The sequence below is a fragment of the Brevundimonas sp. AC546 genome, assembly GCF_979258305.1.
The window spans coordinates 1,124,278-1,139,137 of the sequence record NZ_OZ409849.1 but is presented as its reverse complement, the minus strand read 5'-3'; the positions used below and the strand labels follow the sequence as shown (position 1 = coordinate 1,139,137).

General features: G+C 65.7%; 14 protein-coding genes. 9 read left to right on the top strand and 5 right to left on the bottom strand.

From position 1 onward, the window contains the following. Positions 1–53: 53 nt before the first annotated feature. Positions 54–1,298 carry a dipeptidase gene (locus tag ACZZZD_RS05760; RefSeq protein WP_463433451.1) on the top strand — a complete coding sequence of 415 codons (1,245 nt, stop codon included), beginning with the start codon at positions 54–56 and terminating at the stop codon, positions 1,296–1,298. Here ACZZZD_RS05760 and ACZZZD_RS05755 read toward each other — a convergent pair. Then, positions 1,295–1,906: a DUF2726 domain-containing protein gene (locus ACZZZD_RS05755; protein WP_463433449.1), complete on the bottom strand. Its 612-nt coding sequence runs from the start codon at positions 1,904–1,906 to the stop codon at positions 1,295–1,297. The two genes, ACZZZD_RS05760 and ACZZZD_RS05755, sit on opposite strands and share 4 nt — an antisense overlap. Before the next feature lie 75 nt (positions 1,907–1,981). Next, positions 1,982–2,431: a tRNA (cytidine(34)-2'-O)-methyltransferase gene (locus ACZZZD_RS05750; protein ID WP_463433447.1), complete on the bottom strand. Its 450-nt coding sequence runs from the start codon at positions 2,429–2,431 to the stop codon at positions 1,982–1,984. A gap of 194 nt (positions 2,432–2,625) precedes the next feature. Between ACZZZD_RS05750 and petA the strand changes: the two genes are divergently transcribed. The 6 genes from petA to ACZZZD_RS05720 all read left to right on the top strand — a co-directional run bounded on the left by petA (position 2,626) and on the right by ACZZZD_RS05720 (position 9,391). Then, positions 2,626–3,183, top strand: coding sequence for a ubiquinol-cytochrome c reductase iron-sulfur subunit (gene petA / locus ACZZZD_RS05745; RefSeq protein ID WP_463433445.1), 558 nt, complete (start codon positions 2,626–2,628; stop codon positions 3,181–3,183). A 16-nt stretch (positions 3,184–3,199) separates the two neighbouring features. Then, complete coding sequence (locus ACZZZD_RS05740) at positions 3,200–4,504, top strand: cytochrome b (RefSeq protein WP_463433443.1); 1,305 nt, start codon at positions 3,200–3,202, stop codon at positions 4,502–4,504. A gap of 5 nt (positions 4,505–4,509) precedes the next feature. Further along, positions 4,510–5,394, top strand: coding sequence for a cytochrome c1 (locus tag ACZZZD_RS05735; protein WP_463433441.1), 885 nt, complete (start codon positions 4,510–4,512; stop codon positions 5,392–5,394). A 70-nt stretch (positions 5,395–5,464) separates the two neighbouring features. After that, positions 5,465–5,929 carry a hypothetical protein gene (locus ACZZZD_RS05730; protein ID WP_463433439.1) on the top strand — a complete coding sequence of 155 codons (465 nt, stop codon included), beginning with the start codon at positions 5,465–5,467 and terminating at the stop codon, positions 5,927–5,929. An 81-nt stretch (positions 5,930–6,010) separates the two neighbouring features. Beyond that, complete coding sequence (locus ACZZZD_RS05725) at positions 6,011–7,678, top strand: M28 family metallopeptidase (RefSeq protein ID WP_463433437.1); 1,668 nt, start codon at positions 6,011–6,013, stop codon at positions 7,676–7,678. Positions 7,679–7,750: 72 nt separating this feature from the next. Beyond that, complete coding sequence (locus ACZZZD_RS05720) at positions 7,751–9,391, top strand: M28 family peptidase (RefSeq protein WP_463433435.1); 1,641 nt, start codon at positions 7,751–7,753, stop codon at positions 9,389–9,391. Positions 9,392–9,523: 132 nt separating this feature from the next. On the opposite strand, the gene ACZZZD_RS05715 is transcribed toward ACZZZD_RS05720, so the two are convergent. Continuing rightward, the gene (locus ACZZZD_RS05715; RefSeq protein WP_463433433.1) at positions 9,524–10,954 is read right to left on the bottom strand and encodes a helix-turn-helix domain-containing protein; all 1,431 of its coding nucleotides are present in this window, start codon (positions 10,952–10,954) and stop codon (positions 9,524–9,526) included. A 155-nt stretch (positions 10,955–11,109) separates the two neighbouring features. Here ACZZZD_RS05715 and aceA point away from each other — a divergent pair, with 155 nt between their 5' ends. Continuing rightward, positions 11,110–12,390 carry an isocitrate lyase gene (aceA, locus tag ACZZZD_RS05710; RefSeq protein WP_463433431.1) on the top strand — a complete coding sequence of 427 codons (1,281 nt, stop codon included), beginning with the start codon at positions 11,110–11,112 and terminating at the stop codon, positions 12,388–12,390. Between the two features lie 20 nt (positions 12,391–12,410). Continuing rightward, positions 12,411–12,620 carry a hypothetical protein gene (locus ACZZZD_RS05705; RefSeq protein ID WP_087121723.1) on the top strand — a complete coding sequence of 70 codons (210 nt, stop codon included), beginning with the start codon at positions 12,411–12,413 and terminating at the stop codon, positions 12,618–12,620. 67 nt (positions 12,621–12,687) lie between these two features. On the opposite strand, the gene ACZZZD_RS05700 is transcribed toward ACZZZD_RS05705, so the two are convergent. Together ACZZZD_RS05700 and ACZZZD_RS05695 are read right to left on the bottom strand one after the other, a co-directional pair. Next, entirely contained in the window at positions 12,688–13,821 is a 1,134-nt protein-coding gene (locus tag ACZZZD_RS05700) for a hypothetical protein (protein WP_463433427.1), read from the bottom strand. A gap of 82 nt (positions 13,822–13,903) precedes the next feature. Beyond that, entirely contained in the window at positions 13,904–14,839 is a 936-nt protein-coding gene (locus tag ACZZZD_RS05695; RefSeq protein WP_135193234.1) for a ribose-phosphate pyrophosphokinase, read from the bottom strand. Positions 14,840–14,860 lie beyond the last annotated feature (21 nt).

Sequence of the window (14,860 nt, the reverse complement as noted above, 5' to 3'; positions counted from 1 at the left end):
TAAGCGGAATCGCGGGCGCTAATGGCCGCCTGCCGTTTTCAGGAAGCCTGCCCATGATCCGTCGTCTCGTCTCCGTCGCCGTCATATCGCTCGCGGTGGGAGGCGCGGCCCATGCCCAGGAGGCGGACGAGGCGCGGGTGATGGAGATCTTGAAGACCACGCCGCTGATCGACGGGCACAACGACCTGCCGTGGGCGCTGAGGCAGCAGTATGGGAACGACGTTTATGCCGTTGATTTGACGAAAAATCTGGCGGCGTCCACCAAGCTTCATACCGACATCGTGCGGCTGAGGGCCGGGGGCGTCGGCGGTCAGTTCTGGTCCGTCTATGTGCCCGCCAGCCTGACGCCGCTGGAGGCTGTCGAGGAGACGTTCGAACAGATCGACACGGCGAAACGGATCATCGCCGCCCATCCCGAGACCTTCGGCCTGGCGACCACGGCGGATCAGGTGGATGCGGTGTTCAAGTCGGGCCGGATCGCCAGCCTGATCGGGATGGAGGGCGGCTATTCCATCGACGATTCCCTGGCCCTGCTGCGGGAGTTCTATCGGGCCGGCGCGCGCTACATGACCCTGACTCACTCCAAGACCACGACCTGGGCCGACAGCGCGACGGACGCGCCGAAATGGGGCGGGCTCAGTCCGTTCGGCGAAGACGTGATCAGGGAGATGAACCGGCTGGGGATGATGGTGGACCTGAGCCACGTCTCCGAGGAGACGATGCTGGACGCCATGCGGGTCTCTGATGCGCCGGTGATCTTTTCCCACTCGTCGGCGCGGGCGGTGACGGATCACCCGCGCAACGTGCCGGACCGGGTGCTGCGGATGATGCCCCAGGACGGCGGCATCGTGATGATCAACCTGGTGCCCGGCTTCGTGTCCGAACGGGTTCGGGCGTGGAACGGGGCCAAGGCGGGCGAAGAGGCGCGGCTGAAGACGCTGAACCCCGGCGATCCCGGCGCGGTCGAGGCCGGACTGACCGCCTGGACCACTGCCAATCCGACGCCGCAGGCGACGCTGGCCGACGTGGTGGCGCATATTCAGCATGTGCGAGAGGTCGCAGGTATCGACCATGTCGGCCTGGGCGCCGATTTCGACGGCATCGGCAGCCTGCCCGAGGGCATGGGCGGGGTGGACGCCTATCCGCGCATCCTGGCGGCGCTGATGGAAGCTGGCTGGACTGAGGCGGACATCCGCAAGATCGCCGGCGAGAACCTGTTGCGGGTCATGCGGGCCGTCGAGGCCGTGGCGGCGTCAAAGGCCGACGAACGGCCGTCGATGGCGCGGCTGGAGCCTTAGGCAGGAGCCATCGACACCTTGTCGGCGACATGGGCCTGAAGGACGCGAGCAAGGTCGCGTTCGATGTCATCGGCGCTGTGCTGTGGCGTCACTTCAACATAAGCCACGCCAGCGCGTTGCAGCGCGGCCTTCTTGACGGCGTCCCGCGCGTAGGCTGTGCCCTGATAATGACCTTCGCCCTGATATTCGATGGCCGCCAGGGGCCAGCCGCCGTTGGATATGATCAGGATATCGACACGCTTGCTGTTGATCGCGCGAAAGGCGTCGTCGTCTGGTGATCGCAGAATCTCACCAAGGCATACCTGCGCCATCACCCGCCCCTTGATGTCGAGGCGCTTCATCGCCCGTTCTGCGGCATAGAAGACCGAAGCTTCGGCGCGGGACATCAGGGGTCGGGCCTGGAAGACGGCGCCCATCACCGTATCGAGTTGGGCCGTCGCGATTTGTGGCCGCATAGCGATCTTGGCGCCGGGCTTGAACTTGGCGATGGCCGCGCGTCGTGCTGCACGCCGCTTGCCTCGTTTGCGGCTGAGTTCCCAGCCACCGACGATCACGAGAAAGGCGACGATCGCCACCAAGGTCGGAGCCGTGTCCATTGTGATCTGCATCCTCGTCTAAGCTTCGGGATGTCTGTCTATCAATGCAGGATTGTAGAGCGCCTTAGCAGACGAGGTAAACGCCGTTTATCCGATCCCGCCGGTCTGGCGCAGGCCTTCCCACAGGGCGATGCCGGCGGTGACGGAGAGGTTTAGCGAGCGGGCGGCGGGGCGCAGCGGCACGACGACGCGAGCGTCGGCGGCGGCGTGGACGTAGTCGGGGGCGCCGGCGCTCTCCTTGCCAAACAGAAGCACGTCGTCAGGCTGGAAGACGAAGTCGGGCAGGGGCGTGGCGCCGCGCGTTGTGAACAGAACCAGCCGTCCGGCGGGACGATCGGCCTGGAAAGCCTCCCAATCGGCATGGCGGGTCATGTGCGACAGGGGGCCGTAATCAAGGGCCGCGCGCTTCATGGCGCGGTCGTCGAACCGGAAGCCGGTCGGCTCGATCACGTGCAGATCGACGCCGAAACAGGCCGACAATCGGATGCAGGCTCCGACGTTCTGAGGAATGTCCGGTTGAAAAAGGGCGAGACGCATTCTAAGGCCTGACATACGCGCGGCGAGGGGGTTTGTCGCGGTCTGTTTGCGAGCGTTTCGCAAGAAACGTCAGCAGCTTGCGTCGAACGGGCGCAAGTCTCGGGCCGTCGGGGATTTCCGGCGTCTATTGTTGGTTCGTGCCGTGGCTGGGAGAGGCTCCTGAGCTTCTTCCGCGGCGTTCGAGAGGTGGAAACGTGGCCGAATCGGTCGTGCATACCGAAGACACTCACAGCCCCGAGGGCGGTGATCCTAATCGTCGTGACTTCATCTACATCGCAGCGGGCGCTGCGGCGGTCGGCGCGGGGGCGATGATCGCCTGGCCGCTGATCAATCAGATGAACCCGGCCGCCGACACCCTGGCCCTGGCGTCGATCGAGTTCGACCTGACCAAGGTTCAGGAAGGCCAGCAGGTCGTCATCAAATGGCAGGGCAAGCCGGTGTTCGTGCGTTACCGCACCCCGGCCGAGCTGCAGCGCGTGATCGCGGACGATCACGCCTCGGACCTGAAGCAGCCGCAGACGGACGCCGAACGGACCAAGCCGGGTCACGAGAAATATCTGGTCGTCGTCGGTTCCTGCACCCATCTCGGCTGCGTTCCGACGTTCGGCGCGGGCGATTTCGGCGGCTGGTTCTGCCCCTGCCACGGCTCGCACTACGATGCGTCCGGCCGTATTCGCAAGGGGCCTGCGCCCCTGAACCTTGTTGTGCCGGAATACGATTACCTGTCCGACACCCGCGTCAAGATCGGTTGAGGACCAAGGGGGGATCATGAGCGATCACGAGAGCACCTACGTCCCGAAAACGGGCGTCGAGAAGTGGCTGGACACCCGGCTGCCGATCATCCGTTTCGGCGCGGACTACATGTCCCTGCCGACGCCGCGGAACCTGAACTACTGGTGGACCTTCGGCGGCATCCTGGCCCTGTGCCTGATGACGCAGATCGTCACCGGCATCGTTCTGGCCATGCACTATACGCCGAACGTCGATCTGGCCTTCGCCTCGGTCGAGCGCATCATGCGCGACGTCAACGGCGGCTGGTTGCTGCGCTACGTTCACGCCAACGGCGCGTCGATGTTCTTCATCGCCGTCTATCTGCACATGCTGCGGGGGCTGTACTACGGCTCCTACAAGGCGCCGCGCGAGATGATCTGGATCATCGGCTGCGTGATTTTCTTCCTGATGATCGCCACCGCCTTCCTGGGCTACGTCCTGCCGTGGGGCCAGATGTCGTTCTGGGGCGCGGAGGTCATCACCAACCTGATCGGCGCCATTCCGGTGCTGGGCGAGCCGATCCTGATCTGGCTGCGCGGCGGACCGGCGATCGACAATGCGACGCTGAACCGCTTCTTCTCGCTGCACTATCTGCTTCCCTTCGCCATCCTGGGCTGCGTCGTGCTGCACCTTTGGGCGCTGCACGCTGCGGGTCAGAACAACCCGGTCGGCATCCTGATCCCCAAGGATCGGGAGAAGAAGGACATGCTGCCCTTCCACCCGTATTTCACGGTCAAGGACGGGTTCGCGATCATCCTGTTCCTGATCCTGTTCGCGATCTTCGTCTTCTATCAGCCGAACGCCCTGGGCCACGCCGACAACTATATCCCGGCCAACCCGCTGGTGACGCCGGCGCACATCGTGCCCGAGTGGTACATGCTGCCCTTCTACGCGATCCTGCGCGCCATCCCGGACAAGTTCGGCGGCGTGGTGGCGATGTTCAGCGCCATCGGCGTGTTGTTCGTCCTGCCCTGGTTGGATACGTCCAAGGTGCGCTCGATGCGTTACCGTCCGACGATGCGGACCTTCTTCATCATATTCCTGGTGGTGGGCGTGGGTCTGGGCTGGTGCGGTGGTCAGCTGCCTGACGCGCCGGTGATCGGGTCGTTCAAGACCTTCACCCTGATCGACGGCGACCTGAACTCCTTCCTGTGGCTGACGCGGGTGTTCACCCTCTATTACTTCGCCTTCTTCCTGATCATCATGCCGTTGGTCGGATTGAAGGAGCAGCCGCTGCCGATCCCGGCGACGATTTCCGAACCGGTGCTGACCGGCGCGGACGCCGTCGAGCAGAAGGGCTGAGGGTCATGACGATTGGAATGAAGACCGTGTCGATCAAAAAGATCATCGCCTCGGCCGCCATCGTGCTGAGCCTGGGTTTGGGCCTGATGAGCGCCGCCCCCGCCATGGCGGCCGGCGCCGCCGCCCACCCGCGCTCGGGCGGTTTCAGCTTCGAGGGGCCGTTCGGAACCTATGACCAGGGTCAGCTGCAACGCGGCTACAAGGTCTATCACGAGGTCTGCGCCGCCTGTCACGGCATGAACCTGATGCACTATCGGAACCTGGGCGACCGTCACGGGCCGTTCTGGAATCCGAAATACCCGAACCCGAACGACAACCCTGTCGTGAAGGCCCTGGCCAAGGAAGTGCAGGTCGGCGACATCGACAGCGAGACCGGCGAGGCGATCCAGCGCGACGCCACCCCGGCCGACAAGTTCCGCTCGCCTTACCCGAACGCTACGGCGGCGGCGGCGGGCAACGGCGGCGCCGCGCCGCCCGACCTGTCGGTCATGGCCAAGGCCCGTCACGACGGCGCCAACTACATCTATTCGCTGCTGTCGGGCTACAAGGCCCCGCCGGCCGGACTGCAGATCCGCGACGGCCAGCACTACAACCCCTATATGGCCGGCGACCTGACGCCATTCTGGACGGGCGATCATCACGATGTGCCGCCCGGCGGCTTCATCGCCATGCCGCCGCCCCTGCAGAACGGGCAGGTGACCTATGACGACGGTTCGCCCCAGACGGTGGACCAATACGCCAAGGACGTCGCGGCCTTCATCGCCTGGACGTCGGAACCCAAGATGGTCGAGCGCAAGCAGGCGGGCTTCGGCGTGCTGATCTATCTGCTGCTGTTCGCTGGCATCACCTACGTCGCCTACCGCCGGATCTGGAAGGGCGTCGCCCACTAAAGGGTCGCCGTCCGTTCGAAATCTTTAGCCCGCCGAAGTTCGCTTCGGCGGGCTTTTTCGTTTGCGACGAATGGCTTCTAAGACGCCTGGACATCAGCGGCTTGCCGGCGGGTTGTTTCCATCGCGTCTAGGTAGCAAAGGCTCGCATGGTATGCCTACATCCCAACAACGATCTTGGGAGATGACCATGTTTGTGACGGCTCTTGCTTTGGCGTTGGCGACATTGGCCGCGCCGCAATCTTCCACTCCGACATCGTCGAACTCGCAGGTGATCTATGCGGTGGGCGGTGGTCTGGCGCGGTTCGACGACAATGACCGTCGTCTGATCGTCGAAAACGAGCGGCGTGATCAGATTCAGCGCTGGCGTCAGGTCGTGATCAACCAGCGGATCGAACTTGCGGATCGTCTTGATCGGATGATCGCTAGCGGCGACTGCGCCGGTGCACGTGATCTGGCTGTTCGCGGACGATATGCCGACATCCGCGAGGCCTTGACCAAGACCTGCGATGCACATGAGGCTGCAATCCAAGGCTGACGTAAGGGCGGGATTGTGTCGACAGTCGGGTGATCGCCCCCTAGGGTTCCTCATCCGTTTTCGGCTGTGGGGCCACTGTTCATGCGTCTTGTTTCTTCGTTCGCCGCCGTCCTGTTGGCGGGCGCCGCCTTGTCGGCCTGCGCCACGGCAACTGATCCCGCAGCGGTTCACACCGTCCCGGTCTTCGACGCCGAGCGGATTTCGCAGGACATCAAGACCCTGTCGGACGACAGCTATGAGGGACGCGGCATCGCCACGCCGGCGGAAGAGAAGGTCGTGCGCTATCTGAGCGAAGGCTATGCCGCCGCCGGTTTCGAGCCGGGCGGACCAAACGGTCAGTGGACGCAGGACGTGATCCTGAACCGCTTCACCCAGTCCAATGTCCAGGCCTCGCTGAAGCTGGGCGACTGGACCCTGCCGATGACCCAAGGGCGCGAGGTCGCCATTTCGACCCGCCGCCCGGCCGAGCACGTCAGCCTGAAGGACGCACCTCTGGTCTTCGTCGGTTACGGCATCGATGCGCCCGAACGCCAGTGGAACGACTTCAAGGGACAGGACCTGCGCGGCAAGATTCTGGTCGTGCTGGTCAACGACGCCGACTTCGAGGAGCCGGCGCTGGACACTTTCGGCGGCAAGGCCATGACCTATTACGGCCGCTGGACCTACAAATACGAAGAGGCGGCCAAGCACGGCGCGGCGGGCGTGCTGATCGTGCACGAGACGGCGCCGGCTTCGTATGGCTGGCAAACGGTCGCCAACTCGTGGGGCGTGCCGCAGTTCGACATCTTGCGCCAGAATGCGGCGGCCGAGCGCGTGTCGATGGAGGGCTGGATCCAGCGTGACGTGGCCGTCGATCTGTTCCGCCGCGCCGGCCTCGATTTCGAGGCGCTGAAGGTCCAGGCGCGCAGCCGCGACTTCCAGCCCGTCGCCCTGACCGGCGCGTCCTTCTCGACCGAGTTCGACGTGGCGACCAATCAGGTCACCAGCCACAATGTTATCGCCCGCCTGCCGGGTGCGACCCATCCCGACGAGACGGTCCTCTATACCGCCCACTGGGACCATATCGGCATGGGCGAGCCGGACGCGACGGGCGACCGCATCTTCAACGGCGCGGTGGACAACGCCTCGGGCACGGCGGGCCTGTTGGAGTTGGCGCGGATGTTCGGCGGCGCGCCGCGCACCGATCGATCCATCGTGATCATCAGCTTCACCGGCGAGGAAAGCGGTTTGCTGGGCTCGGAATACTATGCCGTCAATCCGGTCTATCCGTTGGCCAAGACGGTCGGCGGCTTCAATATGGATTCGATGAACGTCTATGGCCGCGTCACCGGCCTGGGCGTCACCGGCTATGGTCAGTCGGACTTCGACGAGCGTCTGGCGGCGGCCATTCAGCTACAGGGTCGGACCCTGGTTCCCGATTACGAGAACGCGGCCGGCACCTACTATCGCTCCGACCACTTCCCCCTGGCCAAGCGCGGTGTGCCGATGGCCTATGCCGGCAGCCGAGGCGACTTCCGCGATGCGCCGATCGCCGAGCGTGAAGCGGCGCGAGCCGAATACGGCGCCAAACGCTATCACCAGGCGGCGGACGAATGGTCGCCGGACTGGGACTATCGCGGCATGATCGAGGACCTGACGGTCTTCTATGACGTCGGCCGCGCCCTGGCGAACGGTCGCGACTGGCCGGAATGGAAGCCGGGGTCGGAGTTCGGCCCGGTGCGCGCCACTTCGGCGTCCGAGCGCCGCTAAACCGCAGAAATCGAAGCAGGGGGCGGAGAGATATCTCCGCCCTTTCGTCGTTGTCCTTATTGAGTGCGCCTCATGATCCTCCGTCGTTTTTCCTTCGTCGCCTTCTCGGCGCTCGCCCTTGCCGCCTGCGCAACTGCACCAGTCGCCGTACCGACGCCCCGGCTCGACGCCTTCGCCGTCGCATCGGCCGCGACGCCCCAGTTCAGCGCCCAGCGCCTGTCGGACCACATCAAATATCTGGCGTCGGACGAGATGGAGGGCCGGTTCCCCGGCCTGGTCGGAGAACGGCTGACGCTGGCCTATTTGCAGGCCCAGTATGAGGCGATGGGGCTGGAGCCGGGCGGTCGGGACGGATCGTGGCTGCAGCCGGTCGATCTGGTGCGGTTCACGCCGCAGCGGGCGCCGACGGCGTCGTGGGCCGGGGCGGACGGCGTTTCGCATCCGCTGGTTTCGGGGACCGACATCACCCTGCGCGCCGGCTCGGCCGATCCCGTCGTGAAGGCCGAGGCGCCGCTGGTCTTCGCTGGATTCGGCATTTCAGCGCCGACCTGGGACGACTATGGCGATGCAGACCTGACGGGCAAGATCGTAGTCGTGCTGCGTGGTCAGCCGACGTCGATGGGCGAGGATCCGAACTTCTACGGCTCGACCACCCACAAGACGCAAGAAGCCCTGAAGCGCGGAGCCGTGGGGGTCATCACGCTTCAGGATCAGGACAACCGGTGGCGTCGCGCCGTGGGCGGGGCGACCCGGCCGCAGATGACGGTCAAGGGCGCTGAGGATCCGCGCTTCACCGGGGCGATCAATCTGGCCGCCGCGACGGCCATCGGCGGCGCGGCGCTGACCGACGCGGTCGAGCGGGCCAAGACGAGCGCCCTGGGCGGCGCCGTCGATCTGGGCGCGCAGCTGAGCGTGGACATCGCCGAGACGACCGAGGTCATCCACTCCAACAATCTGCTGGCTAAGATTCCCGGCACGGAACGGCCGGACGAATATGTCTTCTACTCCGCCCACTGGGACCACGTCGGAAAGGCGAAGACGCCGAACGCCGAGGGCGACGACATCTTCAACGGCGCCTGGGACAATGCCTCGGGCACGGCGGGCCTGATCGAGATGGCGCGCGCGTTCAAGGCGGGGCCTGCGCCGAAACGCACCGTGGTCTTCCTGCACGTCACGGCCGAGGAGCAGGGATTGCTGGGGTCCGAGGCCTATGCCGCCGATCCGGTCTATCCGCTGGCGAAGACGGCGGCGGACATCAACATCGACATGCTGCCCTTCACGCCGGCGACGCGGGATGTGGCGGTGTTTGGGGTCGGCAAGTCGGAGCTGGAGGACATCCTGGGGCGGTTCGCCGCTGTGCAGGGTCGGGTGGTGACGGGCGACGGCTATCCCGAAGAGGGCTTCTACTACCGCTCGGACCATTTCAACTTCGCGGCGGGCGGGGTGCCGGCCCTGATGCCGTGGACCGGCCGCGATTTCGTCGAGGGCGGGATCGCGGTCGGGAAACCCTATTACGAGGCGGCGATGGCGAAGGACTACCACCAGCTCAGCGATGAATGGCGCGCCGACTACGACTTCACGGCGGCGTTGCAGAATCTGGACCTGCTGTATCGGCTGGGCTTGACGGTGGCCGACAGCGAAAGCTGGCCCGCGTGGAAGCCGACGGCCGAGTTCAACGCCATTCGCGACCGCACGGCCGACCAACGGCGGTGAATTGCCCTCTGTCTCGTTATCCTAGGGCTTGTCCCTAGGATCCAAACTCCCGGTTTCGACGACAGTGCTCGTAGTACAAACACCGGGACTCTGGATCCTCGCCACAAGGGCGAGGATGACGGGCTGGGGAAGTCAGGCCGCCGCGAACGGATAGGGGCTCACCGACTTCGACCAGTCATCGACCGCCAGCGGGCGATCGATGGGCGCGGCGGCGCGCTCGGCGCAGGGGTGGCGGTGGCACAGGCGGCAGGCGGGACCGATGGGCGTCACCTCTGGGTTTTGCAGGTCGACGCCGTGGGCATAGGCCAGACGGGACGCGTGACGCAGTTCGCAGCCCAGGCCGACGGCGAGGTCGTGGCTCTCGCCATAGCCGTCGTGGCCCTGGCGTTCGACGGTGCGGGCGAATGTGAACCAGCGCCCACCATCTGGCGTCTCGATGATCTGGGTGACGATCCGGCCGGGCGTACGGAAGGCGGAATGCAGCCGCCAGCGCGGGCATGCCCCGCCGAAACGCGAAAAGGGGAAGGCCCCGGCCGCATAGCGTTTGGAGATGTTGCCCGCCTGATCGACCCGCATCAGGAAGAAGGGCACGCCGCGCGCGGTGGGGCGCGACAGGGTGGTCAGGCGGTGCGCGGCCTGTTCGTAGCTGACGCCGAACCGGGCCTGGAGCCGGGCCAGGTCGTAGCCTGTGTCCTCGGCCGTGCGCTGGAAGGCGGCGTAGGGCATCAGGGTCGCTGCGGCGAGGGTGTTGGTCAGGGCGACCTTGAGCAAGGATCGCGTCGCATCGTCGGGGGCGTTGGCGGCCTGGGCCATGTCGTGCAGGGCCGGGCCGTGTTCGACCAAGGCCAACTGATAGGCGACGGCGAAGGCGCGCGAAGAGGGACCGAGCGTTTCGGACAACAGCAGACGGCGGCGGTGCAGGTCGTAGCGGCGGGTCCACTCCACCATTACCTCGGCCGGCAGGGTGCGGACGCCCAGGTCGTGTTTGGCCGCCAGCCGGTGGCGTGCGGCGGGCTCGAACCCGTCGGCGTGGACGGGCGCATCGGCCGCCAAGGCGTCGGACAGGGCCTCGCCCATCTGGTCCAGCTCGGAGAAGTGGTTGCCGCGCGACTGAAGGTATTCGCGCACCCATTCGGCGGGGCTGGTTTCGATCAGGCTCTCGCCGGTTTCGGCCGCCGCACGGGCGCGGGTGCGGCCGTCGTCAAAGGCTTGGTAGAGGCGCAGCAGGGCGTCGGCGACGCCGGGCGCCTCTTCCAGCAGTTGCACCAATTCATGGCGCGGCGCGGACAGGCCCTTGAACAGAGGGTCGGCCAGGATTTCGGTCAGCCGCGCCTCGTCGGCGGCGACGCCCTGGTTCAGGCTTCGCAGATCGACGTCATAGGTGTCGGCGAGGCGCAGCAACAGCTGGGCCGACACGGGGCGCTGGTTGCGCTCTATGTGATTGAGGTAGCTTGGAGAAACGTCCAGGTCGGCGGCCATGGCCGTCTGGGTCAAGCCGAGGTCGCGCCGCAGACGTTTGAGCCGGGCACCCAGGAACAGCTTACGATCAGCGGCGATGTTCATTGTCACAAGATGTCATAACATGACCGATATAGAAAGTCATATTATGACAAGATGACTTTGTTGTTGTGGCTCGAGCTGTGTCAGTTTTGACCGCTACGTGTTCTTGTCCCTGAGACGGCGGCTGCGGCCGCGCCCATCAGAGACCGAGTTCGACCATGACCACCTTCGCTGACCTGGTTCCATCGCCTGCCGGCCGTTTCGACGGCATCGAGCGCCCCTACACCCCGGAGGACGTTCTGCGCCTGCGTGGTTCGGTGCCAGTCACCCACACGCTGGCTGAACGCGGCGCCAATCGCCTTTGGCAGCTTCTGCACGACGAACCCTTCATCAACGCTCTGGGCGCCGTCACCGGCAACCAGGCCATGCAGATGGTCCGGGCCGGGCTGAAGGCCATCTATCTGTCGGGCTGGCAGGTCGCGGCCGACGCCAATACGGCCGGGGCCATGTATCCCGACCAGTCGCTGTACCCGGCCAACGCCGCGCCGGAGCTGTGCCGCCGCATCAACCGGACCCTGCAGCGCGCCGACCAGATCGAACACGCCGAGGGCGGGGCCAAGCGCGACTGGTTCGCGCCCATCGTCGCGGATGCGGAGGCCGGCTTCGGCGGGCCGCTGAACAGCTTCGAGATCATGAAGGCCTTCATCGAGGCGGGCGCCGCCGGTGTCCACTTCGAGGACCAGCTGGCGTCCGAGAAGAAGTGCGGCCACCTGGGCGGCAAGGTGCTGATCCCGACCCAGGCGCACGAGCGCAATCTGGTCGCCGCGCGTCTGGCCGCCGACGTCATGGGCACGCCGACCATTACGGTCGCACGTACCGACGCCGAAAGCGCCCAACTGATCACATCTGACATCGACGAGCGGGACCAGCCCTTCATCGACCGCGATAACCGCACGCCGGAGGGCTTCTTCCGCCTGAAGGAGGGCACGGGCCTGGACCACTGCATCGCGCGCGGCCTGTCCTATGCCAACATCGCCGACCTGTTGTGGTGGGAGACCTCGCACCCCGATCTGGATGACGCGAAGAAGTTCGCCGAGGCCGTGCAGAAGCAGCACCCGGGCAAGCTGATGGCCTACAACTGTTCGCCGTCCTTCAATTGGAAGGCCAAGCTGGACGACGCCACCATCGCCAAGTTCCAGCGCGAGCTGGGGGCCATGGGCTACAAGTTCCAGTTCGTGACCCTGGCGGGCTTCCACAGCCTGAACAACTCCATGTTCGAGCTGGCGGACGGTTATCGCGATCGCGGCATGGCGGCCTATTCGGAGCTGCAACAGCGCGAGTTCGCCAACGAGGCCATCGGCTACACCGCCACGCGTCACCAGCGCGAAGTCGGCACCGGATATTTCGACCAGGTCGCCACGGTCATTTCCAACGGTCAGTCGTCCACGACGGCGCTGAAGGACTCGACCGAGACCGCCCAGTTCACCCACGCGGCTTAATCCAGGAAAGGAACCACACAATGGAACCGCTGACCCGAACCGAAGCCATCATCGATTTCTGCCTGGCGCCCCTGGCGCTCGACACCGGCACGGAGGCCGAGCGAGAGGTGCGCCGTCGCATGACCCATGTGCTGCGAACCTATCAGGCCAAGACCGCAGCGCCGGTCGCCGTGGACTTCTCGTCCATGCCGTCCCAGGTGATCAATGAGGCGGCCCACGGCTACGAATAGGCCGTTCGCCCAAAGAAAAAGGCCCGCTCCGATCGCTCGGGGCGGGCCTTGTCGTGCTGGACGCGGTTTAGCGCGGGCCGGACGGCGTCGTGTTCAGCGACTGGGTCGCGGTGCCGGCGGCCGCCGGGACGGGCGTCTGAGGAACCGAGACCGAGATGGGCGTGCGCGCCGGGGCGGCGCCGGTTTCCTGGGGATCACCGACGATGATGGTGGTGATCTGGGTCGCTTCGGTCGTGCAGGTGGCCAGGTCGCGGGTCACGTGGCGGCCCAGGCAGAAGACGTCCTCGTAGCTGGGGCGCGAGGCGGCCAGGCACTGGAACAGCATAAGCTTGGACATGTTGAGGCAGAACTCGCTGTTCGGCTCGCGCGTCAGGGCCTCGGTATTTACCCGCGCCTCGTCGCCGCCGGAACCCAGAGCGGCGAGGGCGGCGATGGCCAGCGAACGAACCACGGCAGGCGTGTAGGGCGGCGCCTTGCGCGAGGGTTCGACAGCTAGGCCCGTGCCGCTGTTGGCGGCGGCGAACAGCAGGTTGGCTTCGTCGGCAGAGGGCAGCATGTCCACGTCAGACAGGGTCTTAGCGCTTTCCAGACGGACTTCGCGATGCGGGATCGGCACGATGGCCCAACTGCGGCGCGGATCGCTGCGGCCCTGGATGGTATAGGCGTCCTGCTCGATGGCCTCGGCGATGCCGCGCATGGCAATCGCGTCCTTGCCGATGGTGCTGGAAATCAGGCCGGCGGCGGCGTCGGCGCCGGGCAGGGTGGCGGCATAGGCCGGATCGGCGATGATCTGGGCGACCATCTGCTGGCGCTGGACAGGATCGATGGCGTACTGGCGCACGCCGGCGACGAACTCGGGCGACTGCAGGGCGATGATCGAGCCATAAGCGATCAGGCCGCGCGACAACTGGTTGGGATCATAGGATGCGCCCTTGCGCAGGGCGACCTGGATCGATTCGGCGTCGGGGAATCCACCCGGCTGGATCGTGCGGGCCTCGCGCAGGAAGGCGACGTAGATGGAGGCGGCGTCCGCCACGTCCTTATTCAGCGAAATGGGCGGGGGCTGGCGGGCGGCCAGCTCCGCCGCAAGACGTTGCGCTTCCAGCTCAGCCTTCGACGGTCCGCTCTCGCAGCTGGCGAGCAGGACGGCGGCGGCGAGGGCGGCGGCGGAAAGGCCGCGGCTCAGGAGGGCCGATTTCATGGAGACTTCCTCAGGCGATCACGCGCGCAAAAGCGCCAACACTATTGGCGCTTATAAGGCAGGCCCTATGGTTATCCGAAGGTTAATCGAAGAGCTTGGAAACCGATTCCTCGTTCGCGATCCGTCGGATAGCCTCGCCGACGAGCGGAGCCACGGAAACCGTTCGGATTTTCGGGCAGTTCAAAACTTCGTGGGGTTGCTCGATGGAGTTGGTGATCACCAACTCCTTCAGCGGGCCGTCGGTGATCCGCTGGACGGCCGGGCCGGACAGGACGCCGTGGCTGATATAGGCCGAGACCTCGGTCGCGCCCTGGTCGATCAGGGCCTTGGCGGCGTTGACCAGGGTGCCTCCCGAATCGACGATGTCGTCGAACAGGATGCAGCGGCGGCCCTGAACGTCGCCGATGATGTTCATGACTTCGCTCTCGCCCGCCTTGGGCCGGCGCTTGTCGACGATGGCCAGGTCTGCGTCCAGGCGGCTGGCCAGCGAGCGGGCGCGCACCACGCCGCCGACATCGGGAGAGACGATCATCAGGTCGTCGCCGCGGGCGTATCTTTCCTTGATGTCCTGCGCCAGCACGGGCGTGGCCACCAGATTGTCGGTCGGAATGTCGAAGAAGCCCTGGATCTGGCCCGCGTGCAGATCCATCGTCAGGACGCGGTCGGCGCCGGCGCGGGTGATCAGATTGGCGACCAGTTTGGCCGAGATCGGCGTGCGGCCGCCGGTCTTACGATCCTGACGCGCATAGCCGAAATAGGGGATGACGGCCGTGATCCGCCGCGCCGAGGCTCGCACCAGGGCGTCGGTGATAATCAGCAGCTCCATCAGGTTGTCGTTCGCCGGATAGGAGGTCGACTGAAGGATGAAGACATCCTCGCCGCGCACGTTCTCCTCGATGATGGCGAAGACCTCGTTGTCGGCGAACCGCTTGACCTGGGCCTTGGTGAGCGGCGCATCCAGATGGTCGGCGATCGCCTGGGACAGTGCGCGGTTGGAGTTGCCTGAGAGCAGCTTCATCGGCCGGTCATCCTTTCGCCG